The following is a 15,571-nucleotide window of genomic DNA, read 5'->3' on the forward strand; positions in this document are numbered from 1 at the left end:
CCAGTCTTCGTATGTCTGCTTGAATTGGTCTAATGTCATATTCTTCATTTTTGTACAATATTGGTTATGGGTACAAAAATATAAAGAATCAAGACTGAGTTCTGACGGGGTTTACTGAATGCTTACATTATAAATGAGATATGCAAGAAATTTGCACATCTGTTTTGTACAATATTTTCAGTATAATCCGGACTGGTTTTCAGTACAGATTTAGTATGTCCATACCTTTCTTCACTGCCTCTCTGCAGGTATAGAATGTCCCACCATAAGACTTGCCGTCATAAAAGGCAATCAAACCGCATGAATGCTCCAGCATGAAGTCATTGCGCCTTAGAAGGCATCCTTTGAAATAGTATTCACTCAATATGATAACCCGGTCAGCCCTGGAAATTATATTCTGATAACGTTCCTTTTCCATGGAAGGCCACCGGCAGTTCTGTCTTCTGAAAGGTATAACGGCAATGAGCCGTATATCCGGATACTTTCCCTTCAGTGACAATACAGTTTCAACGGCCATCAGGTCGAATCCCATGGCCATTCCTGAATAGAAGCAGGTTATACCTGATTTGTATGCAAGCGACACGGCTTCAACAAGCCGTGCCCTTATTTCATTCTGTCTTTCTACGGAAACAGTTCTGTGTCCCGTGAAAGCCAGTGACTTTGATTTTTCTGATAATATTCCGTTCATAGTTCTATACTTTATAATGGGTTCTTGCAAGGAAGATGCCTTCAATGACATTCGCTCCGAAACTCTCCAACTGATTCGCATATATACCGAAACTGATTCCGCGTGTTATTACATCATCGAAGACTATGACTGCCTTACCTCTGAACCACTCTTCATCAAACTCTATGACGCTCACCTTTCTGATTTCCTTTTCAGCCTTACGGTTTTCATGAACAGCAAGTCTTTCTCCGCATACCCTTACATGGTCATATCCGTTTATCGCTCCGGTGAGTTCACATACCCTTTTGCAGAAGTCCATATACCGGATTTCATTCTTTCTTACTGATGATGCCGGAACCGGAATGAATACCAACTTTGAGCATCCGCTGCCGTGTTCCTCAATCATTCTTGCTGCCGTCATCTGTGCCACCGCTTCATGAGACCTTCCGTCCTTGAAGTCATAGACCATCTGTCTGTCGGCAATTTCCTTCTCGCCCACATTCTGAATACGTTTGGGAAAATACTTGCAGAACCATGTCTGTGGCTTTTCCAACTGCTTTCTGATGCTTTCGTCCATCTGTACCATACGCTCTGATTTTTTTCCCTTCTGTCTGCAAGTTTTTCAGCTTGCCCGAAGGATATTTTTTGCAGTTCTCAGAAGCGCAGGCATTCAATAAGGCAAACTACAAGGGAAGCTGAAAATACGCTCAACCCCGTTTGAGGAAGATTTTCAGCCCTGTGTTTGACGTTTGCAATGCCGGAGATACCTTTGCAAAAAAATATCTGCAGAGGCATGCTGAACAAACCTGTGGCTGTAATGGTACATTAGGATAACCTGTATCCCTTTCGCATCAGATGTTTTCAGATAATAAAATGTACCCGTTTCAGGGGTGACAGTGTTGACAGAGAGTATTTTCCAGTGTATCAGATACTTCACATGGAAATCATACGTTGACAAACGTTGACAAGTGTAGCCACAATTTTCAGTCCGCTAAAAATCCATAGCCAAACGTTGACACATTATAATATTCTATTCTTTATAAGAAAAATCAGAAAGAATATAATGTATTGTATTACAGCAGTTTCCCAGACTGGCCTTATGCCGGATTTGCATTGGATTTGCTGTCAACGCTGTCAACCATCAAATATATGCCTTCCTTATTTCCGTAAAAACAGATTTACCATCAACCGCCTTAGTCCAGCCGTATTGAATATGATGGTAACACATAATCCATCGTATTCCCACAATCTCCGAAATAATCCCATATTTGACGTATTGACTGCTAATAATCAGATGTTTACCTTTACATTATAGCATAAACGAAAGAATAACCAGCATGAGAAATAATGAAAGTCGTTCCCGAAAAGACATATTCAGTGAAGGAGGCAGCACGCTACCTGGGTGTTCACCGCTGCACCATCTATGCCTATATCCGTTACCTGGAAAAGCCGCTGGCTTTCCTGAAGATACCTGACAAGGCAAAAAGGGTGTTCAGAGGAACTGACCTGATAGCCTACAAGGAAACCGGTCTGCCCAAACGTGGCCGCAAGCGTAAGAAACACCGTTAGTTCAGTCTGTCCCATGGAATGGTATCCAAAAGATTACATTTGGCATTCATAGCTGCAAGTTCAAGAGCAAGCAGCCTTGCCCTTAGCCTGACATCCTCCATGTCGGAAACAGCCTGAAGGAACTCCGACGGCTCCATTGCTCCCGACTGAATCATCCATTCCCTTGCACATTGTTCAGGAACAACGGCAGTGACGAAAGAGAATATTTCTTTTGCTATGCATCCGGCTGTACCGTCACCGGCTTCAATGGTAAAGCAGAACGGTACACCGCTCGAAGTCTTCCTCCTGAAATTGAGAAACCGGATTCCATCCATGTTTTCCATAGAAACGCTCCACCCATGCCGGGCGGAGAGATTAAAAATATTACGACAATTTTCCATTTACCATACAATTATAGTTTTGTTTTCATTTACCTGCTATAATAAGCAGCCGGTCTTGTCCGTGACGGATAGGACCGGCCACTTCTGTTTTCATACAGCCTATTCAAACCTTGCAAGAAATTCCTGAAGCCTGCTGTCCTGAATCTGTTTCAGCGGAACCGGCTTAAAGTTCTGCTGCTGCCTTACCTGAAGCTTGCCAAGCCCCTGAGCACTCAGGTCAAGCTCCACATCCGAAAGCTCATTGAGGGAAACATACCCGTATTCGTTCTCCATGAGTCCGATTACGATACCGAATAGAATCACATCTTCATCCTCCCTGTTTCCTTCAAGGATAAACCACCTTACAGAACCAAGGGCAAAAACCGCACGGCAAACAGCCTCTTTCCCCTTGCCGTCCTGGGAGTAGAGCGGATAACCCTCCAGAGCTTCCGCCAGTTGTGTCGTCATCAATCTGCACATATCAGTAAAAAATTAAAGGATTGTTTGATACTCATTCTTTTTGTTCGCATAACACATGATTTTGAAGTTCCAGTTCTTTTCCCTCTGGTAAAACTCATTGAGCTTCATGGGCGGGAAAAACCGTTTTATGTGCATCTGTAACTGCGGACCAAAGGGAGAATAAGACAAGTGTGAAGTCAGAGAATGCAGACGGAATACCCAAATTTTTGAGGTATGAGAAAATTTGCGGAAGGCTGCCGTCAAGTCCTCCGACTGAAAGCGCAAGCGTCACTTGGCGTTTCTCCAGTCCGCAGTACCTTTGCACATAAGAAACGGTTCCGGCTATGATGCTCCAATGATTTCCTGCCATTCAGTATTCAAAGATTTCTGAAGAGTATAGTATTCGTTTTCAGACAAACCACCGGTAACCGGTTGCCAATGTCAGAGCCTTTGAAGTGAAGAGTAGCGCAACCTTAAAGGCTCTGTCTTTGGCAACTGCCCTGATTTATCTGCATGATTGTATGAACTTGTCGGCTGAAACTTGCCTGGTATCGGGATACGAAGCAAGTCAGCCGGTTAGTTTCCGTAGCATAAGGCAAGTTGTTCCGGCATCGCATGAAATACGAACAGTCGGAACAGCTTGCCTGTATTTTAAGACGAGTATTCAAGAATATAGGACGTTCCGGCATTGCAAGCTTTAGCCTGCATCATCGGGACGGCCTATATGTTTTCGTTTTCAGACGAACCACCGATAACTTGTTGTCAATGTCAGAGCCTTTAAAGTGAAGAGTAGCGCAACCTTAAAGGCTCTGTCTTTGGCAACTGTCCTGATTTATCTGCATGATTGTATGAATCTGTCGGCTGAAACTTGTCTGGTATCGGGATACGAAGCCAGCCAGCCGGTTAGTTTCCGCTTTATAAGGCAATTTGTTTCGGCATCGCATGAAATACGAACAGTCAGAACAGTTTGCTTGTATTTTGAATAGATATGATAGTTTTTGTTTTCAGAAAAGTAGATAGCTTTACTTGAACTAATTTTATTCAACAATTATGGCTATTATTCAGTATTTCTCAGAGTATAGTAAATTTGTGTAAAGATTTGTAAGGCTTATTCTTGAAAAAACAACATTCGTAATAGTGGCTAAAACGCAATAAAAGCGAACAAAAGACAAAAAATACTATATTCCCTGCTTTCATAGAATCATTTAATTTGTAATTTTGCGGTTTATATTAATCAAAGTAGTATGGCTAAAGATATAAACCGGATTAAAGTGGTTTTGGCTGAAAAAAAACGAACCAACAAATGGCTTGCAGAGCAATTACAGAAGGATCCTGCAACAGTGTCTAAATGGTGTACAAATGTTTCTCAACCATCATTGGAGACTTTAATAGAAATAGCAAAGGTATTGGGTGTTAATGTGAATGATTTAATTCGTTCATATTAAGGATATCTGCGAATTGATACAAAAAATAGTGTAAAATATACTCTGACTTCATCAGGTGTGTTTGCTTGATGAACAACAATTATGATAATAAAGTAATTAATGACATTGAAAAGAAAATATACATTTATAGATTTATTTGCAGGTTGTGGAGGCTTGTCTGAAGGATTTTACAGACAAGGCTTTGAGGCGTTAGCTCATATAGAAATTAATCATTGGGCATGTGAAACTCTTCGGGAGCGAATGCGTTATTATAATTACAAAGATGCAGAAGAAAAAGTAATCGAAGCCGATATAACCTCTGATGATATCATTCCTAAAATAAATATAGCAGTAGGTTCTACGCCTGTAGATATAATTATAGGGGGACCTCCATGTCAGGCATATTCCACAGCAGGAAGAGTTAGAGATTCAAAAGGAATGTCTTCAGATCCTCGTAATTATCTATTTGAGAGTTATGTTAGGATTTTGGAATTTTATCGTCCAAAGTTCTTTGTGTTCGAAAATGTAGTTGGGGTACTATCTGCGAAAGTTGAAGGTAAACCAATTTTTCCTCAGATTATTGGTGCTCTAGGAAAAGAATATGATGTAATCAGTGATCCCAAAATATTAACTCACAACACAGTTGAATACGGAGTACCCCAACTTAGAAAGAGAATTATTATTATGGGAGTCCGTAAAGATATTCAAGGGAAGCAAGCTATTGATTTATACAATAATGTATTAAAAACGCATTGGGCACCTGAAACACGAGAAGAAGATAAAAAAGGCTTAAAACGCTTCGTTGATGTAAAAGAGGCAATTGGAGATTTGCCAAAAGTTGAACCGGGACAGGATGCTTCTACAGACAAATATGATTATAAATGCAATAATGATTTCTTAAAGCAAATTGCCAAGAAAGGAATACATCCTTTATATGATCATATTGCCAGGAGTCATAATGAACTTGACAGAGAACGCTTCCGACAGATGATTTCACATCATTGGTCTTTTGGCCAATTAAGAAGAGAAATGCCACAATATGAGCATGAAAGAGCAAGACTGTTTGATAATAGTTATGTAGTTCAATGGTGGGATTTACCGTCAAAGACAATATTGGCCCATATTCATAAAGATGGTTTTCAATTCATTCACCCTGATGAATCTCAAGCCCGTTCATTTACTGTGAGGGAAGCTGCTCGTATACAATCCTTTCCTGATGATTTTGTTTTTAAAGGCAGTAGAGGAGAAAAATATAAACAGATAGGAAATGCAGTACCGCCATTGTTTGCAGAAGCACTGGCTATATCAATAAAAAAGAATTTAAATGATATTTGAATCAGTAAAACATATAACGAAAAAGAAAGAGTTTCAAGAATTGATACTCATATATATACGTATGATAGAAATAATTGCAAATAAGAATAAAATGACTGTTGCGATTATTTCGGAACCATCTTATGCTGCATGTTCAGAGTTAATCAGTATGGGTATTATTGAGACTTCAGAAGATTTAGTTATTCTAAAGAAAGTTCTTGGAGCAAATTATATCCACTTGATTTCATCTGTGGAGTTCTATATTAACAATAAAATACTATATGGTCATTTATTGTATAGGTTAAGTAACAAACATCGTAAAGAACTTCAAGATAAAGTGAAGAAAGATAATGCTCCAAAATTTGCAGATTTCTTTTCTGGTGCAGGTGGCTTAAGTTGCGGTTTCTCTCAGGCTGGTTTTAAAGTCGTTTTTGCAAATGATCATGAAGATGTCTGTGTACAAACCTATCGTTTCAATCACCCAGAATTACCAGCAAACAAGGTTGTCAAAGAAGATATAAGAAAGATTGTAAATAATATCAATGACTATATTCCTGAAGAAATAGATATTGTTATAGGAGGTCCTCCTTGTCAGGGATTCAGTAGTGCTAACCAACAGCGTATTATTGATGATCCTAGAAATGAATTATATAAATATTACATTGAAGCTGTTAAGCGTATTGCTCCTAAATTCATTTTAATGGAAAATGTTCGTGGTATGTTGTCTGTTGCTGACCAGGTTGTAGAAGACTATAAGGCCATAAATATTAATAAGGATGGTAAGGAATACACCTATGATATATCTTATCGGCTCTTAAATTCTTCAAGTTTTGGTGTGGCACAAAGTCGTGAACGTTTAATTTATATAGCCGTTAGAAATGATGTTGCTTCTTTAGAAGGAATATCGGCTGATAAGATCTTTGAGGAAATAGAAGAAGCTTGTCGGAATAATGCCAAAGTAAATCTTCAGTCTGCTTTAGAGTTTATAAAACCTTTGGAAGCACCAAGAATAAAAGGTATGACAGAAGTTGATGATGACATTACAGGAAAGAAAATTGATAACAATGAATACGACAGTTGCGGTAATGATTATTTATGTATGATAAATGGTAATAGAAATATACCTTTTGTCTTTAATCATAAGGCAAGATACTGTAGTGATGTAAATTACGAGATATTTAGGAGGCTTTCACCAGGTGAGGATTCAACCAGTCCTAAAATTGCTGATATTATGCCATATGCCCATAGGAATGGTATATTTAAAGATAAATATTACAAGTTGTATGCAGATAGACCTTGTCGCACAATAACTGCTCATTTGCGTATGGATTGTTTATCACATATTCATCCTTCTCAAATTAGAAGTATTACCCCAAGGGAAGCAGCACGTGTACAGTCATTTCCTGATGATTATGTTTTTTTAGGACCATATCTTAAAACTTATATGCAAATTGGTAATGCAGTACCAGTGATTATGGCAAAACAAATAGCAATGATTATTAAAAAGTATGTTTGATGAATAAGTCAATTTTTTATTATAAACAACTGACTGCAACAGAAGTCGGTAATAAAGGAACTCATGAAATATACATTCGTATGCCGAATGATTTTAATTCAGAAGATTTCTTTCAGGCTGAGTTAGAGAGTAATAATGGTGTTCTTGAAAAGAAATTTAAGGCTAAGAATCTTACTAAAGGACATGAAGACGATGATCTTATAGATTTAAGATTAGTTCATTTTGCTCAAAGTAATAATGAAAAGAGAATACCGAGTCTGGGAGATTTATTTAAGGCTAATGGAGTTCAAGAAAACGATGTTGTCCGATTGGAAAGTCGTATAAAAGATGGAAGCCCATCATTTTATATAACATTTTTACGTCCTGATGAAGCACAGATAAATCCTAAGTCCTTCTGTTTCTCTGTGATTAATGACAATACTCAAGATATTTGCGAACATTCCAAAAATCAGGAAGAAAAATGTCTCCAGCAAATATTTTATGGTGCACCAGGAACAAGTAAGTCGTATACAATTAACAGAATGACAAGAGATAAAGAGGTTATCCGTACAACATTTCATCCTGATAGTGACTATTCTACATTTGTAGGAGCATATAAACCAACTACAGACATGTTGCCAATATGTAATGAGTTGGGAGAACCGATGAAAATAGGGGGAACATCATTACACAAGGAGCAAATTGTATATAAATTTGTGGCTCAATCATTTTTACAAGCATATATTAATGCCTGGAAGATGTGGTTAGATGGAACCCCACAGTATCTTGTGATAGAGGAAATCAATCGAGGTAACTGTGCTCAAATTTTTGGTGACCTTTTTCAATTGTTGGACCGCAATGATGCCGGATACTCGGACTATCCTATTACAGCTGATAAAGATATGCAAAAGCAGCTTTGTAAAGCTTTTGATGGAATCAACTTGCCAAATGAGAAAGTATCTGAGATAAACTCAATGTATAATGGTAAGTCCATAGCAGAGAAAATATTTAAAGGTGAGGTCTTACTTTTGCCAAATAACCTATACATTTGGGCTACAATGAATACCAGTGACCAATCACTTTTTCCAATAGATTCAGCATTTAAACGTCGTTGGGATTGGACTTATATGCCTATTTCGGATGCTGGTAAAGGATGGGTTATTGAAGTTAACGGAAAGCATTATGATTGGTGGGATTTCGTAACGAAAATAAATGATAAGATTGCTTCAACTACCAGCTCAGAAGATAAAAAACTTGGTTACTTTTTCTGCAAAGCTGACAAGGACAAAATAATCAAGTCAGATAGGTTTGTTGGAAAAGTATTATTCTATTTGTGGAATGACGTGTTCAAAGATTATGAGTTTAATAATGATATTTTCAATGATGAGAAAGACTCTGAAGGACATGAACACAAGTTGACATTTGACAAGTTCTATAAATCGGAAGGACATGAATCTAAGGTTGCTGAAAAAAAGGTTGAACTTTTCCTGAAGAATCTTGATGTAAGAATTGTAAGTGAAGTTAATAAAGAATCTGAGAATACTGATCCTGATATTAATGAGGTTGATGAAAGAGGAAACACTGATACTTCAAGGTATTCAATAAATGGTATTGGAAGTTACGGAAAATGCCGTGCTCCTTTTGAGGCCATTAAAATGTTCTGTTCTGAAAATCCGAGTTTGTCAAGTAGTGATGTGGTTTCTAGGTGGTTGTCTTTAGGAGTCAAAATACCTAATCTTATTGAAACAGAAGCCCAATACAAAGATAGGACAGCAGATTCCAAAGATCAAAAATTAGCTGATAAATCAAAGATTCATGTATTGACTGACGGAACGACTGTGTATATTTCAAATCAATTTAACCCTGAGAGAATACGAGATTTTGTGAATAAAGTAAATGAAAGTGATTTAGGTATTCATATAGAAAAGATTAGGGAATGAGAATACTTATAGAAGAATATCAATATAATGTCACTGATGTAAAAGACACCCTCTATGGTATTGATGCTTTGGAGAATGTAGAGGGTAAGGTGTCTGTTCATTATGTAGGGTATTATTATAATACCTTACAGCGTGACTGTGTGTTTATTCTTCCAAAGGTTTTATTGATGGATGATAAATCAAAAGACTCAAAGAAGGCAAATCTGGTTTTTGGTAAATATCGTCCTGAAGAAATACTTGATTTGGATGAACATAATCCGCTGACAAAAGAAGAGCGTGATTTTGTCTATAAGTTTGCAGTCTGGATATATCGTGCAATTGTTGTATATAAGGATGATAAACAGTCTGATATAGGAATCGTATATCATAAAAGAATACAGCAAGTAGGAAGTGGTCGTCGCAGGAGGAGCAATACATATCTGGATATATTGCTTACACTTATCAGGTTTGCAAAGGAGAATCAAAGCTTTTTCTTCTATATTGTGAAGAATATGCATAGTGGGTTGAACAAGATTAATTGGACAAGGACTATAGCAAAGCAACCAGCTATAATTCAGGAAAATTCCCCGATTTATCTGAACCCGGCAAATAAGAAGCGTCAGATAAATTTTGATGAAGAACTGCTTGTCATATTCTTTTCAATATTGAATTATATTGGGGATAAGTATGGCTTTACTAAGAATATCTGTGTCCAATTCCCACTTATTAAAGGGCAAAAATTTGAAGCTTATCTGAATGGATATGGTTGTACGCGACTACGCCAGATAAAGTATAAGTATTTTTCTGATAAGGCTATAGAACTCTGGGAATTATGCTTTGCTTTTTTTGATGAATCCCGACATTTGCGTGTATCAACAGAACATAAAGAATATCTATTGGTTAAGAACTTCTATATAGTCTTCGAAGCTATAATAGATGAACTTATTGGAGATAAGCCGTTACCTGATGGAATGGATAAGAAACAGGAGGACGGTAAAGTGGTTGATCACTTGTTTACAGCGCAGAGCCTGATTGATAATGAAGATAAGCAGACATATTATATCGGTGATAGTAAGTATTATAAAATGGGGCATGAACTCGGTTCTGAATCCATATATAAACAATATACTTACGCACGTAATGTAATTCAATGGAATCTTGATATATTTTTGGATAATAAAGAGCCGGAATCTGGAGTCAGGTTAAGGGATGACATAACTGAAGGATATAATATTATCCCGAATTTTTTTGTTTCTGCAATGATGAATGAAAAATTCGACTATGCAGATGACGGTATTGTGCAGACTCATAGGGAAAATAAGAGACATAAGAAAACGCATTATGAAAATCGCTTGTTTGACAGAGATACACTTCTTCTTTTTCACTATGACGTAAATTTCCTTTATGTACTCTCACTTTATGCCCGTGATGATAGAAGTCAAAAGAATAAATGGAAACAGAAAGTGAGAAGAATGTTCCGCAAGGAGATACAAGAGTGGTTGCAGCAGGATTACAGTTTCTATGCAATGCGTGCTAAGGTACACATAAATGGAGAAGAATATATAAAGCAGCATTTCAAGGAACTGATAGGTAAGGTGTATACACCTTATACGGATGAGACTGTATACTCATTAGCTCTTGATAGAAAGCCAGAAAATATAGAAACTAATCAAGAACTAATAGAAATGTTGCGTACTGCATTTTATGTGGAAGAATGCCGTTTAGGTCAGGATCCAAACGAAGTTCTTCCTGACGTTCAACCTATAGTAGAATATAAGGCAGATAATACAGACCTTGCTCTCTGTATTGTAAAGGAAGGTGTTAATTTTGATAACGCTATATCAACTCTAAAGCGAACTGGAACTGTAGGTGTAGCTTTGCAAATGAATGGAGCAACACTTACTCTGGTAGAAGGGTTTACAAAAGCAAGGTACTTATTGATACACAATAAAAGCAACCGATATGAACTGTTCATGTTTGATGGTACAGGACCAACATTGGTTCCTAAATCCAAGATGCAGGATGATGTGATAACAACTAAGAAAGATGCAGATTTATATTTGACTTATAAGGTCAAAACGGATGTTGCGGTTGACTTTGGAAAACTGAACTTATTGCCAATAACAAGGAATCCGAAGACCAGTTATCATCCACAGCTGATTCCTATAAAAAGTTTTGTTACTGAATAATCATTTATGGCAGACCGATTGACAAAAGAACAGAGACATAAGAATATGTCAGCAATACGTGGCAAGAATACCAAGCCGGAATTACTGGTCCGTAAGTTCTTGTTCAGCCGGGGCTTCCGCTACCGGCTGAATCATCCTCGTCTGCCTGGGCATCCTGATTTGGTATTACGGAAATACAGAACTGTAGTATTTGTAAATGGATGTTTCTGGCATGGTCATGACGGATGCAAGTACTTTGTACTACCGAAAACAAATTCAGAGTTCTGGAAGGATAAAATCCAGAAAAATAAGGAACGCGACATAAAAGAGCAAAAAGAGCTGGCTTCTATGGGATGGCATTGTATTATAGTATGGGAATGTCAACTTAAACCAGCATTTCGTGAACAGACTTTAAAATCACTGGAGTATACACTTAATCATATTTTTTTGATTGACAGAAGTATAAAACCTAATGAGAACTATGAAAACGATTTATTGGCTGCTGAACCTGATTGTGATTGATATAGTTTCAGTCAAAAAGGAAGTCTAATATAGTATTTTGAACTCTGCAGATGACTTTATTTAGATTTTTATTTCTTGACTTTGTCATTGCGTTACCCTAAATGCCAAGATAATCGAATAGTAGCTTTAGGGATCTGCGTTCAAGGGTAAGCAATAACATTGTGGTAATAATTGTGCTGTTTAGGAGAAGTCTCAGTTCTATTGTCGTTTTTGTTTTGGCTATTTTCAAACTGTATCTGCACTCATATCCATATTAAGGTTTATGATTGTATAATACGATTTCTTATACATATTCTTCTTACGGATAAGCTTGCTAGAAATATACGATTGTTTTTGTGACTGTGTCATTTAAAAAGATAACTGACTGATTAAAAATGTAGCGTAGAGATAGTTTCTTGAGAAATTACATCTTGCAAATAAAATTACAGTCATAGCTTATGAATTAATGACTAATATTTGTTATCAAACAAATAAAATCATAACTTTGTGAAAACAAGAATAATTAATATTATATTATGAATCAAGAATATAAATATGTAGAGTCTCTTTTTCTAGGACATGAATGCTATACTTTTGTCATGAAAGCAAAAGATTTACTGCCAATTCAATATGTAGCGATTCGTGGTGGCAGTACAGAGCAAGGTGCAGTGCAGCGCGTTCTTAACAAACGTAGAATTAACGATATAAAAGATTTTGTGTTACAAGGTAATTCGTTTGTAAATAGCTTTATCCTTAACTGGACAGATAATATTAATTCGCCAAAAATTAAAAAAGAAGGTATTGTTTTACCACTTCAGGGACGTCGAGTACAAATGCTTGATGGACAACATCGTATTGCTGGTATACAAGAGGCTGTTAATATTGATCCCAAATATGGAGAATTGGATGTATTGGTTAGTATGTTTATTAACTTAAATACTTCTGATGCAGCAAAAATATTTTTGAATATTAATAGTGAGCAAAAACCTGTTCCTAAAAGTCTTATTTATGATTTATTTGGAGAATCGGTAGAAGATTCAGAACATGTGATTAATCGTGTGAGAGATATTGTAGCAGAACTTAATACAAATAGAGAATCTCCCTACTTTCAAATGGTTAGGTATCCAGGTCCGACAAGACAACCTGGTCTTATAGATTTATCCATAATGGTAAATGCTATGAAACCTCATTTTGAAAAAGACGGTGCTTTTGCCAAGTTTAAGTTATCTGATATTGAATCTCAACAGCGAATCATTTTAAATTTTTACTCAGTCATAAGAGATGCCTATACTGCTGCAAAAATATGGGATAAGAAAAATGAAAATCCTTTTATTAAAGGTGCAGGTTTTAATGGAGCCTTTGATTTCCTAGCAGAACATCTTATTCCACGTTGTCAAACAGATAGAAAATTTACTAAGGAGCATATGGCAGAATTAATGAAACTTGATTCTGGAGATTTGATTACTCAATCAGAAATTAAATCGTCAGATGGCAAGAGTGGGAGAAAAAAAATTTCATCGTTTCTTTTTGAGATGATGAGGCAAGATATTCCAACAAATCCTGAGGAATATGAATTTTAAGCGGAATGATGTACAAGAGTATATTGAGTTTAAATGTGGATGTGCTGATATCACTAAATGGGATTCATATAAGCAAAAATTACGTGAACTTAATCTATCAGTGAATGACATAGCTGATATTCGGCCTAAAATAGAATATGATGCTGTTTCATATTGGCTTAAAGCGATACATTCATTTACTCAAGCACTTGAGGGAATCTCTGCAGGATACTCAGCTTGGAGTATAGTAAAGTTGTACTATTCTGTATTCTATTGTCTTAGAGGAGAGCTATTAAGTAATTCTTATCTATTAATTCGTAATGGATCTTTATTTTGTTTGAATCTTAATACAGAAACGCAATTTTCTGAGTTTAGATTAGGTAAATTAAGAGGAGATCATCAATTAACTATTGGATATTATTCAACAATTGTAAAAGATGGGGCTATTTCAGATTTAGTCTCATCTAATCAGATTGATGATAATAGTCCATATATGTGGATGCTAAAGCAACGTGAACGAGTAAATTATCAAATGCAAGTATTTCCTGACCCCAGAATTGACAGATTGCTTGATAAAACGCATAAAGCGATTATACAGAATAAAATAGATGCATTATTTAATCATATAGACTCCTCGATTAATAGTGATGGAGTATATCTGTTTGATAAAGATTATAGCATGATTTCAATACCATACTACAAACTTCAAGTTTTGCTAAAACATATTCAAAGATTTAGTATAGATCTGTCGTTCATAACTGGGGAATTAGAGCATATAATTTCGGTATTACAGCGCCTTTCTATTTCAGATGAAACTATTGAAAGGCTAGTATATAAGAACGAGGGTTAGATAGATAATATTATTTTGTTGAATCTTAAAATGGTAACAGAAAATCGAATAATTATAATTGAAGATAGAAATAAACTTCAATATTATTAATGAGGTTCAAAATGGGAAATAGAGATAGACTTAATTATAATCCAAAAGTGGGAACATAAAAATCTCTTGCTTTTAGTCCTATAAATGAAGTAAACAAAGTCTAAAGTAGGAGATTTTTTATTCTTAAGTAAGGAGACTTTCCCCTGATTTCGTCATTGCGTTACCCCAAATCCTCAGGTAATTGAAAAGTAACTTTAGAGACCTATGTTCAAGGGTAAGTAATAAAATTGTGGAAATAATTGTGCCGTTTAGAGGAAGCCGCAGTTCGATTGTCGTTATTGTTTTGGTTATTTTTAGAACAGCATGTAAGCTTCCAAAATTGGCGTATTGACTAGCATGGTTCTTTCCCATACCTTCGTGCTAAACTTAAAACTCGAAAGATTATGTTTAGCGAAAAAGATTTTGAAAGACTGTGGTTCCTCTACAAAACCGAGGGTGAGCCCAATGGAGTTTCCATCAACTCGTTCTGCATTGGCAACAATATTCCATACACGGCATTCTATGACTGGTTCAAGAAGACACAGAAGAAGGTTGTACCTGTAGAAGTGGAAGGTATTCCTGAAGAGTTGCTCCAAAGCGACAATACACATGAGGATGTTACTGAGGACAAGCCCAAACGTACAACTCCCCATAAAGGAAGTATCATGGTAACGATAAGAACCCGTGAGGGCTTGTGCATTCAGAAGAAAGGCTTAGACTATCAGGGGCTGAAAACGCTGGTAGAGAAACTGGAGGGCTTATGCTGAGCATCAACGGTCTTCACAACTTCTACTACCTTCCTGAGCTTCATGATATGAGATGCAAGGCTCAGCGTATATGTGAGATAATCCGCGGCAGGTACCACCGTGACCCGATGAACGGCGATGTTTACATGTTCATGTCTAAAGACCAGCGCAAGGTTCGCATGATACACTATGAGCGCAATGCCTATTATCTTCATGAGAAGTCCTTCATAAAGGGCTACAGGTTCATGAGGATAGAGCGCAAGGACGATGTGACAGTGTATAAGATAGACTGGAAAGACCTGGTCACGATACTTGAAACTCCGGTAATAACGAGCATAAGAATTTAAGGTTCATCCGACATTTCGCGTGATAGTTTATTAAAGAAGAAAACCGCTGCACAAATTGTATATTTGAATAAGCACAAGCAAACGTACAATTATGAACAGCAGTTTTCTATATCATGCGTGGGGTC

The 15,571-nt window shown here is 36.7% G+C and carries 16 protein-coding genes; 11 read left to right on the top strand and 5 right to left on the bottom strand.

The features are described from left to right. Positions 1–199: 199 nt before the first annotated feature. Together I6E24_RS11675 and I6E24_RS11680 are read right to left on the bottom strand one after the other, a co-directional pair. Positions 200–688, bottom strand: coding sequence for an SLOG family protein (locus tag I6E24_RS11675; protein WP_235328721.1), 489 nt, complete (start codon positions 686–688; stop codon positions 200–202). 4 nt (positions 689–692) lie between these two features. Beyond that, positions 693–1,253, bottom strand: coding sequence for a ribonucleotide-diphosphate reductase subunit alpha (locus I6E24_RS11680; protein WP_235328722.1), 561 nt, complete (start codon positions 1,251–1,253; stop codon positions 693–695). Between the two features lie 761 nt (positions 1,254–2,014). On the opposite strand from I6E24_RS11680, the gene I6E24_RS11685 reads away from it, so the two are divergent. Then, positions 2,015–2,236 (top strand): helix-turn-helix domain-containing protein, encoded by a 222-nt coding sequence (locus tag I6E24_RS11685; RefSeq protein ID WP_007835189.1) that lies wholly within the window; start codon positions 2,015–2,017, stop codon positions 2,234–2,236. Here I6E24_RS11685 and I6E24_RS11690 read toward each other — a convergent pair. The 3 genes from I6E24_RS11690 to I6E24_RS11700 form a co-directional block, all read right to left on the bottom strand. Then, on the bottom strand, positions 2,233–2,616 hold the full coding sequence (locus tag I6E24_RS11690; protein WP_235328723.1) for a hypothetical protein: 384 nt from the start codon (positions 2,614–2,616) through the stop codon (positions 2,233–2,235). The genes I6E24_RS11685 and I6E24_RS11690 overlap by 4 nt on opposite strands. 99 nt (positions 2,617–2,715) lie before the next feature. Continuing rightward, positions 2,716–3,075, bottom strand: coding sequence for a DUF2958 domain-containing protein (locus I6E24_RS11695; protein ID WP_235328724.1), 360 nt, complete (start codon positions 3,073–3,075; stop codon positions 2,716–2,718). A 94-nt stretch (positions 3,076–3,169) separates the two neighbouring features. Beyond that, positions 3,170–3,424 carry a hypothetical protein gene (locus I6E24_RS11700; protein ID WP_235328725.1) on the bottom strand — a complete coding sequence of 85 codons (255 nt, stop codon included), beginning with the start codon at positions 3,422–3,424 and terminating at the stop codon, positions 3,170–3,172. A gap of 874 nt (positions 3,425–4,298) precedes the next feature. Here I6E24_RS11700 and I6E24_RS11705 point away from each other — a divergent pair. The 10 genes from I6E24_RS11705 (at position 4,299) to tnpB (ending at position 15,446) form a co-directional block, all read left to right on the top strand. Further along, complete coding sequence (locus tag I6E24_RS11705) at positions 4,299–4,499, top strand: helix-turn-helix transcriptional regulator (protein WP_235328726.1); 201 nt, start codon at positions 4,299–4,301, stop codon at positions 4,497–4,499. A 99-nt stretch (positions 4,500–4,598) separates the two neighbouring features. Next, positions 4,599–5,813: a DNA cytosine methyltransferase gene (locus I6E24_RS11710; RefSeq protein ID WP_235328727.1), complete on the top strand. Its 1,215-nt coding sequence runs from the start codon at positions 4,599–4,601 to the stop codon at positions 5,811–5,813. Next, positions 5,803–7,308: a DNA cytosine methyltransferase gene (locus tag I6E24_RS11715; protein ID WP_235328728.1), complete on the top strand. Its 1,506-nt coding sequence runs from the start codon at positions 5,803–5,805 to the stop codon at positions 7,306–7,308. Before I6E24_RS11710 ends, I6E24_RS11715 begins: the two co-directional genes overlap by 11 nt. Beyond that, positions 7,308–9,227, top strand: a complete 1,920-nt coding sequence (locus tag I6E24_RS11720) for an AAA family ATPase (RefSeq protein ID WP_235328729.1) — start codon at positions 7,308–7,310, stop codon at positions 9,225–9,227. Before I6E24_RS11715 ends, I6E24_RS11720 begins: the two co-directional genes overlap by 1 nt. Then, the gene (locus tag I6E24_RS11725) at positions 9,224–11,395 is read left to right on the top strand and encodes a restriction endonuclease (RefSeq protein WP_235328731.1); all 2,172 of its coding nucleotides are present in this window, start codon (positions 9,224–9,226) and stop codon (positions 11,393–11,395) included. Before I6E24_RS11720 ends, I6E24_RS11725 begins: the two co-directional genes overlap by 4 nt. A gap of 6 nt (positions 11,396–11,401) precedes the next feature. Then, positions 11,402–11,896 carry a very short patch repair endonuclease gene (locus tag I6E24_RS11730; RefSeq protein ID WP_235328733.1) on the top strand — a complete coding sequence of 165 codons (495 nt, stop codon included), beginning with the start codon at positions 11,402–11,404 and terminating at the stop codon, positions 11,894–11,896. Between the two features lie 515 nt (positions 11,897–12,411). Continuing rightward, positions 12,412–13,455: a DGQHR domain-containing protein gene (locus I6E24_RS11735; RefSeq protein WP_235328734.1), complete on the top strand. Its 1,044-nt coding sequence runs from the start codon at positions 12,412–12,414 to the stop codon at positions 13,453–13,455. Beyond that, positions 13,445–14,284 (top strand): hypothetical protein, encoded by an 840-nt coding sequence (locus I6E24_RS11740; protein ID WP_235328735.1) that lies wholly within the window; start codon positions 13,445–13,447, stop codon positions 14,282–14,284. The genes I6E24_RS11735 and I6E24_RS11740 overlap by 11 nt, the downstream gene beginning before the upstream one ends. A 473-nt stretch (positions 14,285–14,757) precedes the next feature. Further along, positions 14,758–15,120 (top strand): hypothetical protein, encoded by a 363-nt coding sequence (locus I6E24_RS11745; RefSeq protein WP_072530538.1) that lies wholly within the window; start codon positions 14,758–14,760, stop codon positions 15,118–15,120. Then, positions 15,114–15,446, top strand: a complete 333-nt coding sequence (tnpB, locus tag I6E24_RS11750; RefSeq protein ID WP_072530537.1) for an IS66 family insertion sequence element accessory protein TnpB — start codon at positions 15,114–15,116, stop codon at positions 15,444–15,446. Before I6E24_RS11745 ends, tnpB begins: the two co-directional genes overlap by 7 nt. The last annotated feature ends 125 nt before the right edge of the window (positions 15,447–15,571 follow it).

This window comes from Bacteroides caecigallinarum (assembly GCF_021530995.1).
Taxonomy (GTDB): domain Bacteria; phylum Bacteroidota; class Bacteroidia; order Bacteroidales; family Bacteroidaceae; genus Phocaeicola; species Phocaeicola faecigallinarum.

Bases quoted from the DNA above. Each gene is read 5' to 3' on its own strand.
- I6E24_RS11675 (WP_235328721.1), bottom strand. From the start codon at position 688: ATGAACGGAATATTATCAGAAAAATCAAAGTCACTGGCTTTCACGGGA.
- I6E24_RS11680 (WP_235328722.1), bottom strand. From the start codon at position 1,253: ATGGTACAGATGGACGAAAGCATCAGAAAGCAGTTGGAAAAGCCACAG.
- I6E24_RS11685 (WP_007835189.1), top strand. From the start codon at position 2,015: ATGAAAGTCGTTCCCGAAAAGACATATTCAGTGAAGGAGGCAGCACGC.
- I6E24_RS11690 (WP_235328723.1), bottom strand. From the start codon at position 2,616: ATGGAAAATTGTCGTAATATTTTTAATCTCTCCGCCCGGCATGGGTGG.
- I6E24_RS11695 (WP_235328724.1), bottom strand. From the start codon at position 3,075: ATGTGCAGATTGATGACGACACAACTGGCGGAAGCTCTGGAGGGTTAT.
- I6E24_RS11700 (WP_235328725.1), bottom strand. From the start codon at position 3,424: ATGGCAGGAAATCATTGGAGCATCATAGCCGGAACCGTTTCTTATGTG.
- I6E24_RS11705 (WP_235328726.1), top strand. From the start codon at position 4,299: ATGGCTAAAGATATAAACCGGATTAAAGTGGTTTTGGCTGAAAAAAAA.
- I6E24_RS11710 (WP_235328727.1), top strand. From the start codon at position 4,599: ATGACATTGAAAAGAAAATATACATTTATAGATTTATTTGCAGGTTGT.
- I6E24_RS11715 (WP_235328728.1), top strand. From the start codon at position 5,803: ATGATATTTGAATCAGTAAAACATATAACGAAAAAGAAAGAGTTTCAA.
- I6E24_RS11720 (WP_235328729.1), top strand. From the start codon at position 7,308: ATGAATAAGTCAATTTTTTATTATAAACAACTGACTGCAACAGAAGTC.
- I6E24_RS11725 (WP_235328731.1), top strand. From the start codon at position 9,224: ATGAGAATACTTATAGAAGAATATCAATATAATGTCACTGATGTAAAA.
- I6E24_RS11730 (WP_235328733.1), top strand. From the start codon at position 11,402: ATGGCAGACCGATTGACAAAAGAACAGAGACATAAGAATATGTCAGCA.
- I6E24_RS11735 (WP_235328734.1), top strand. From the start codon at position 12,412: ATGAATCAAGAATATAAATATGTAGAGTCTCTTTTTCTAGGACATGAA.
- I6E24_RS11740 (WP_235328735.1), top strand. From the start codon at position 13,445: ATGAATTTTAAGCGGAATGATGTACAAGAGTATATTGAGTTTAAATGT.
- I6E24_RS11745 (WP_072530538.1), top strand. From the start codon at position 14,758: ATGTTTAGCGAAAAAGATTTTGAAAGACTGTGGTTCCTCTACAAAACC.
- tnpB (WP_072530537.1), top strand. From the start codon at position 15,114: ATGCTGAGCATCAACGGTCTTCACAACTTCTACTACCTTCCTGAGCTT.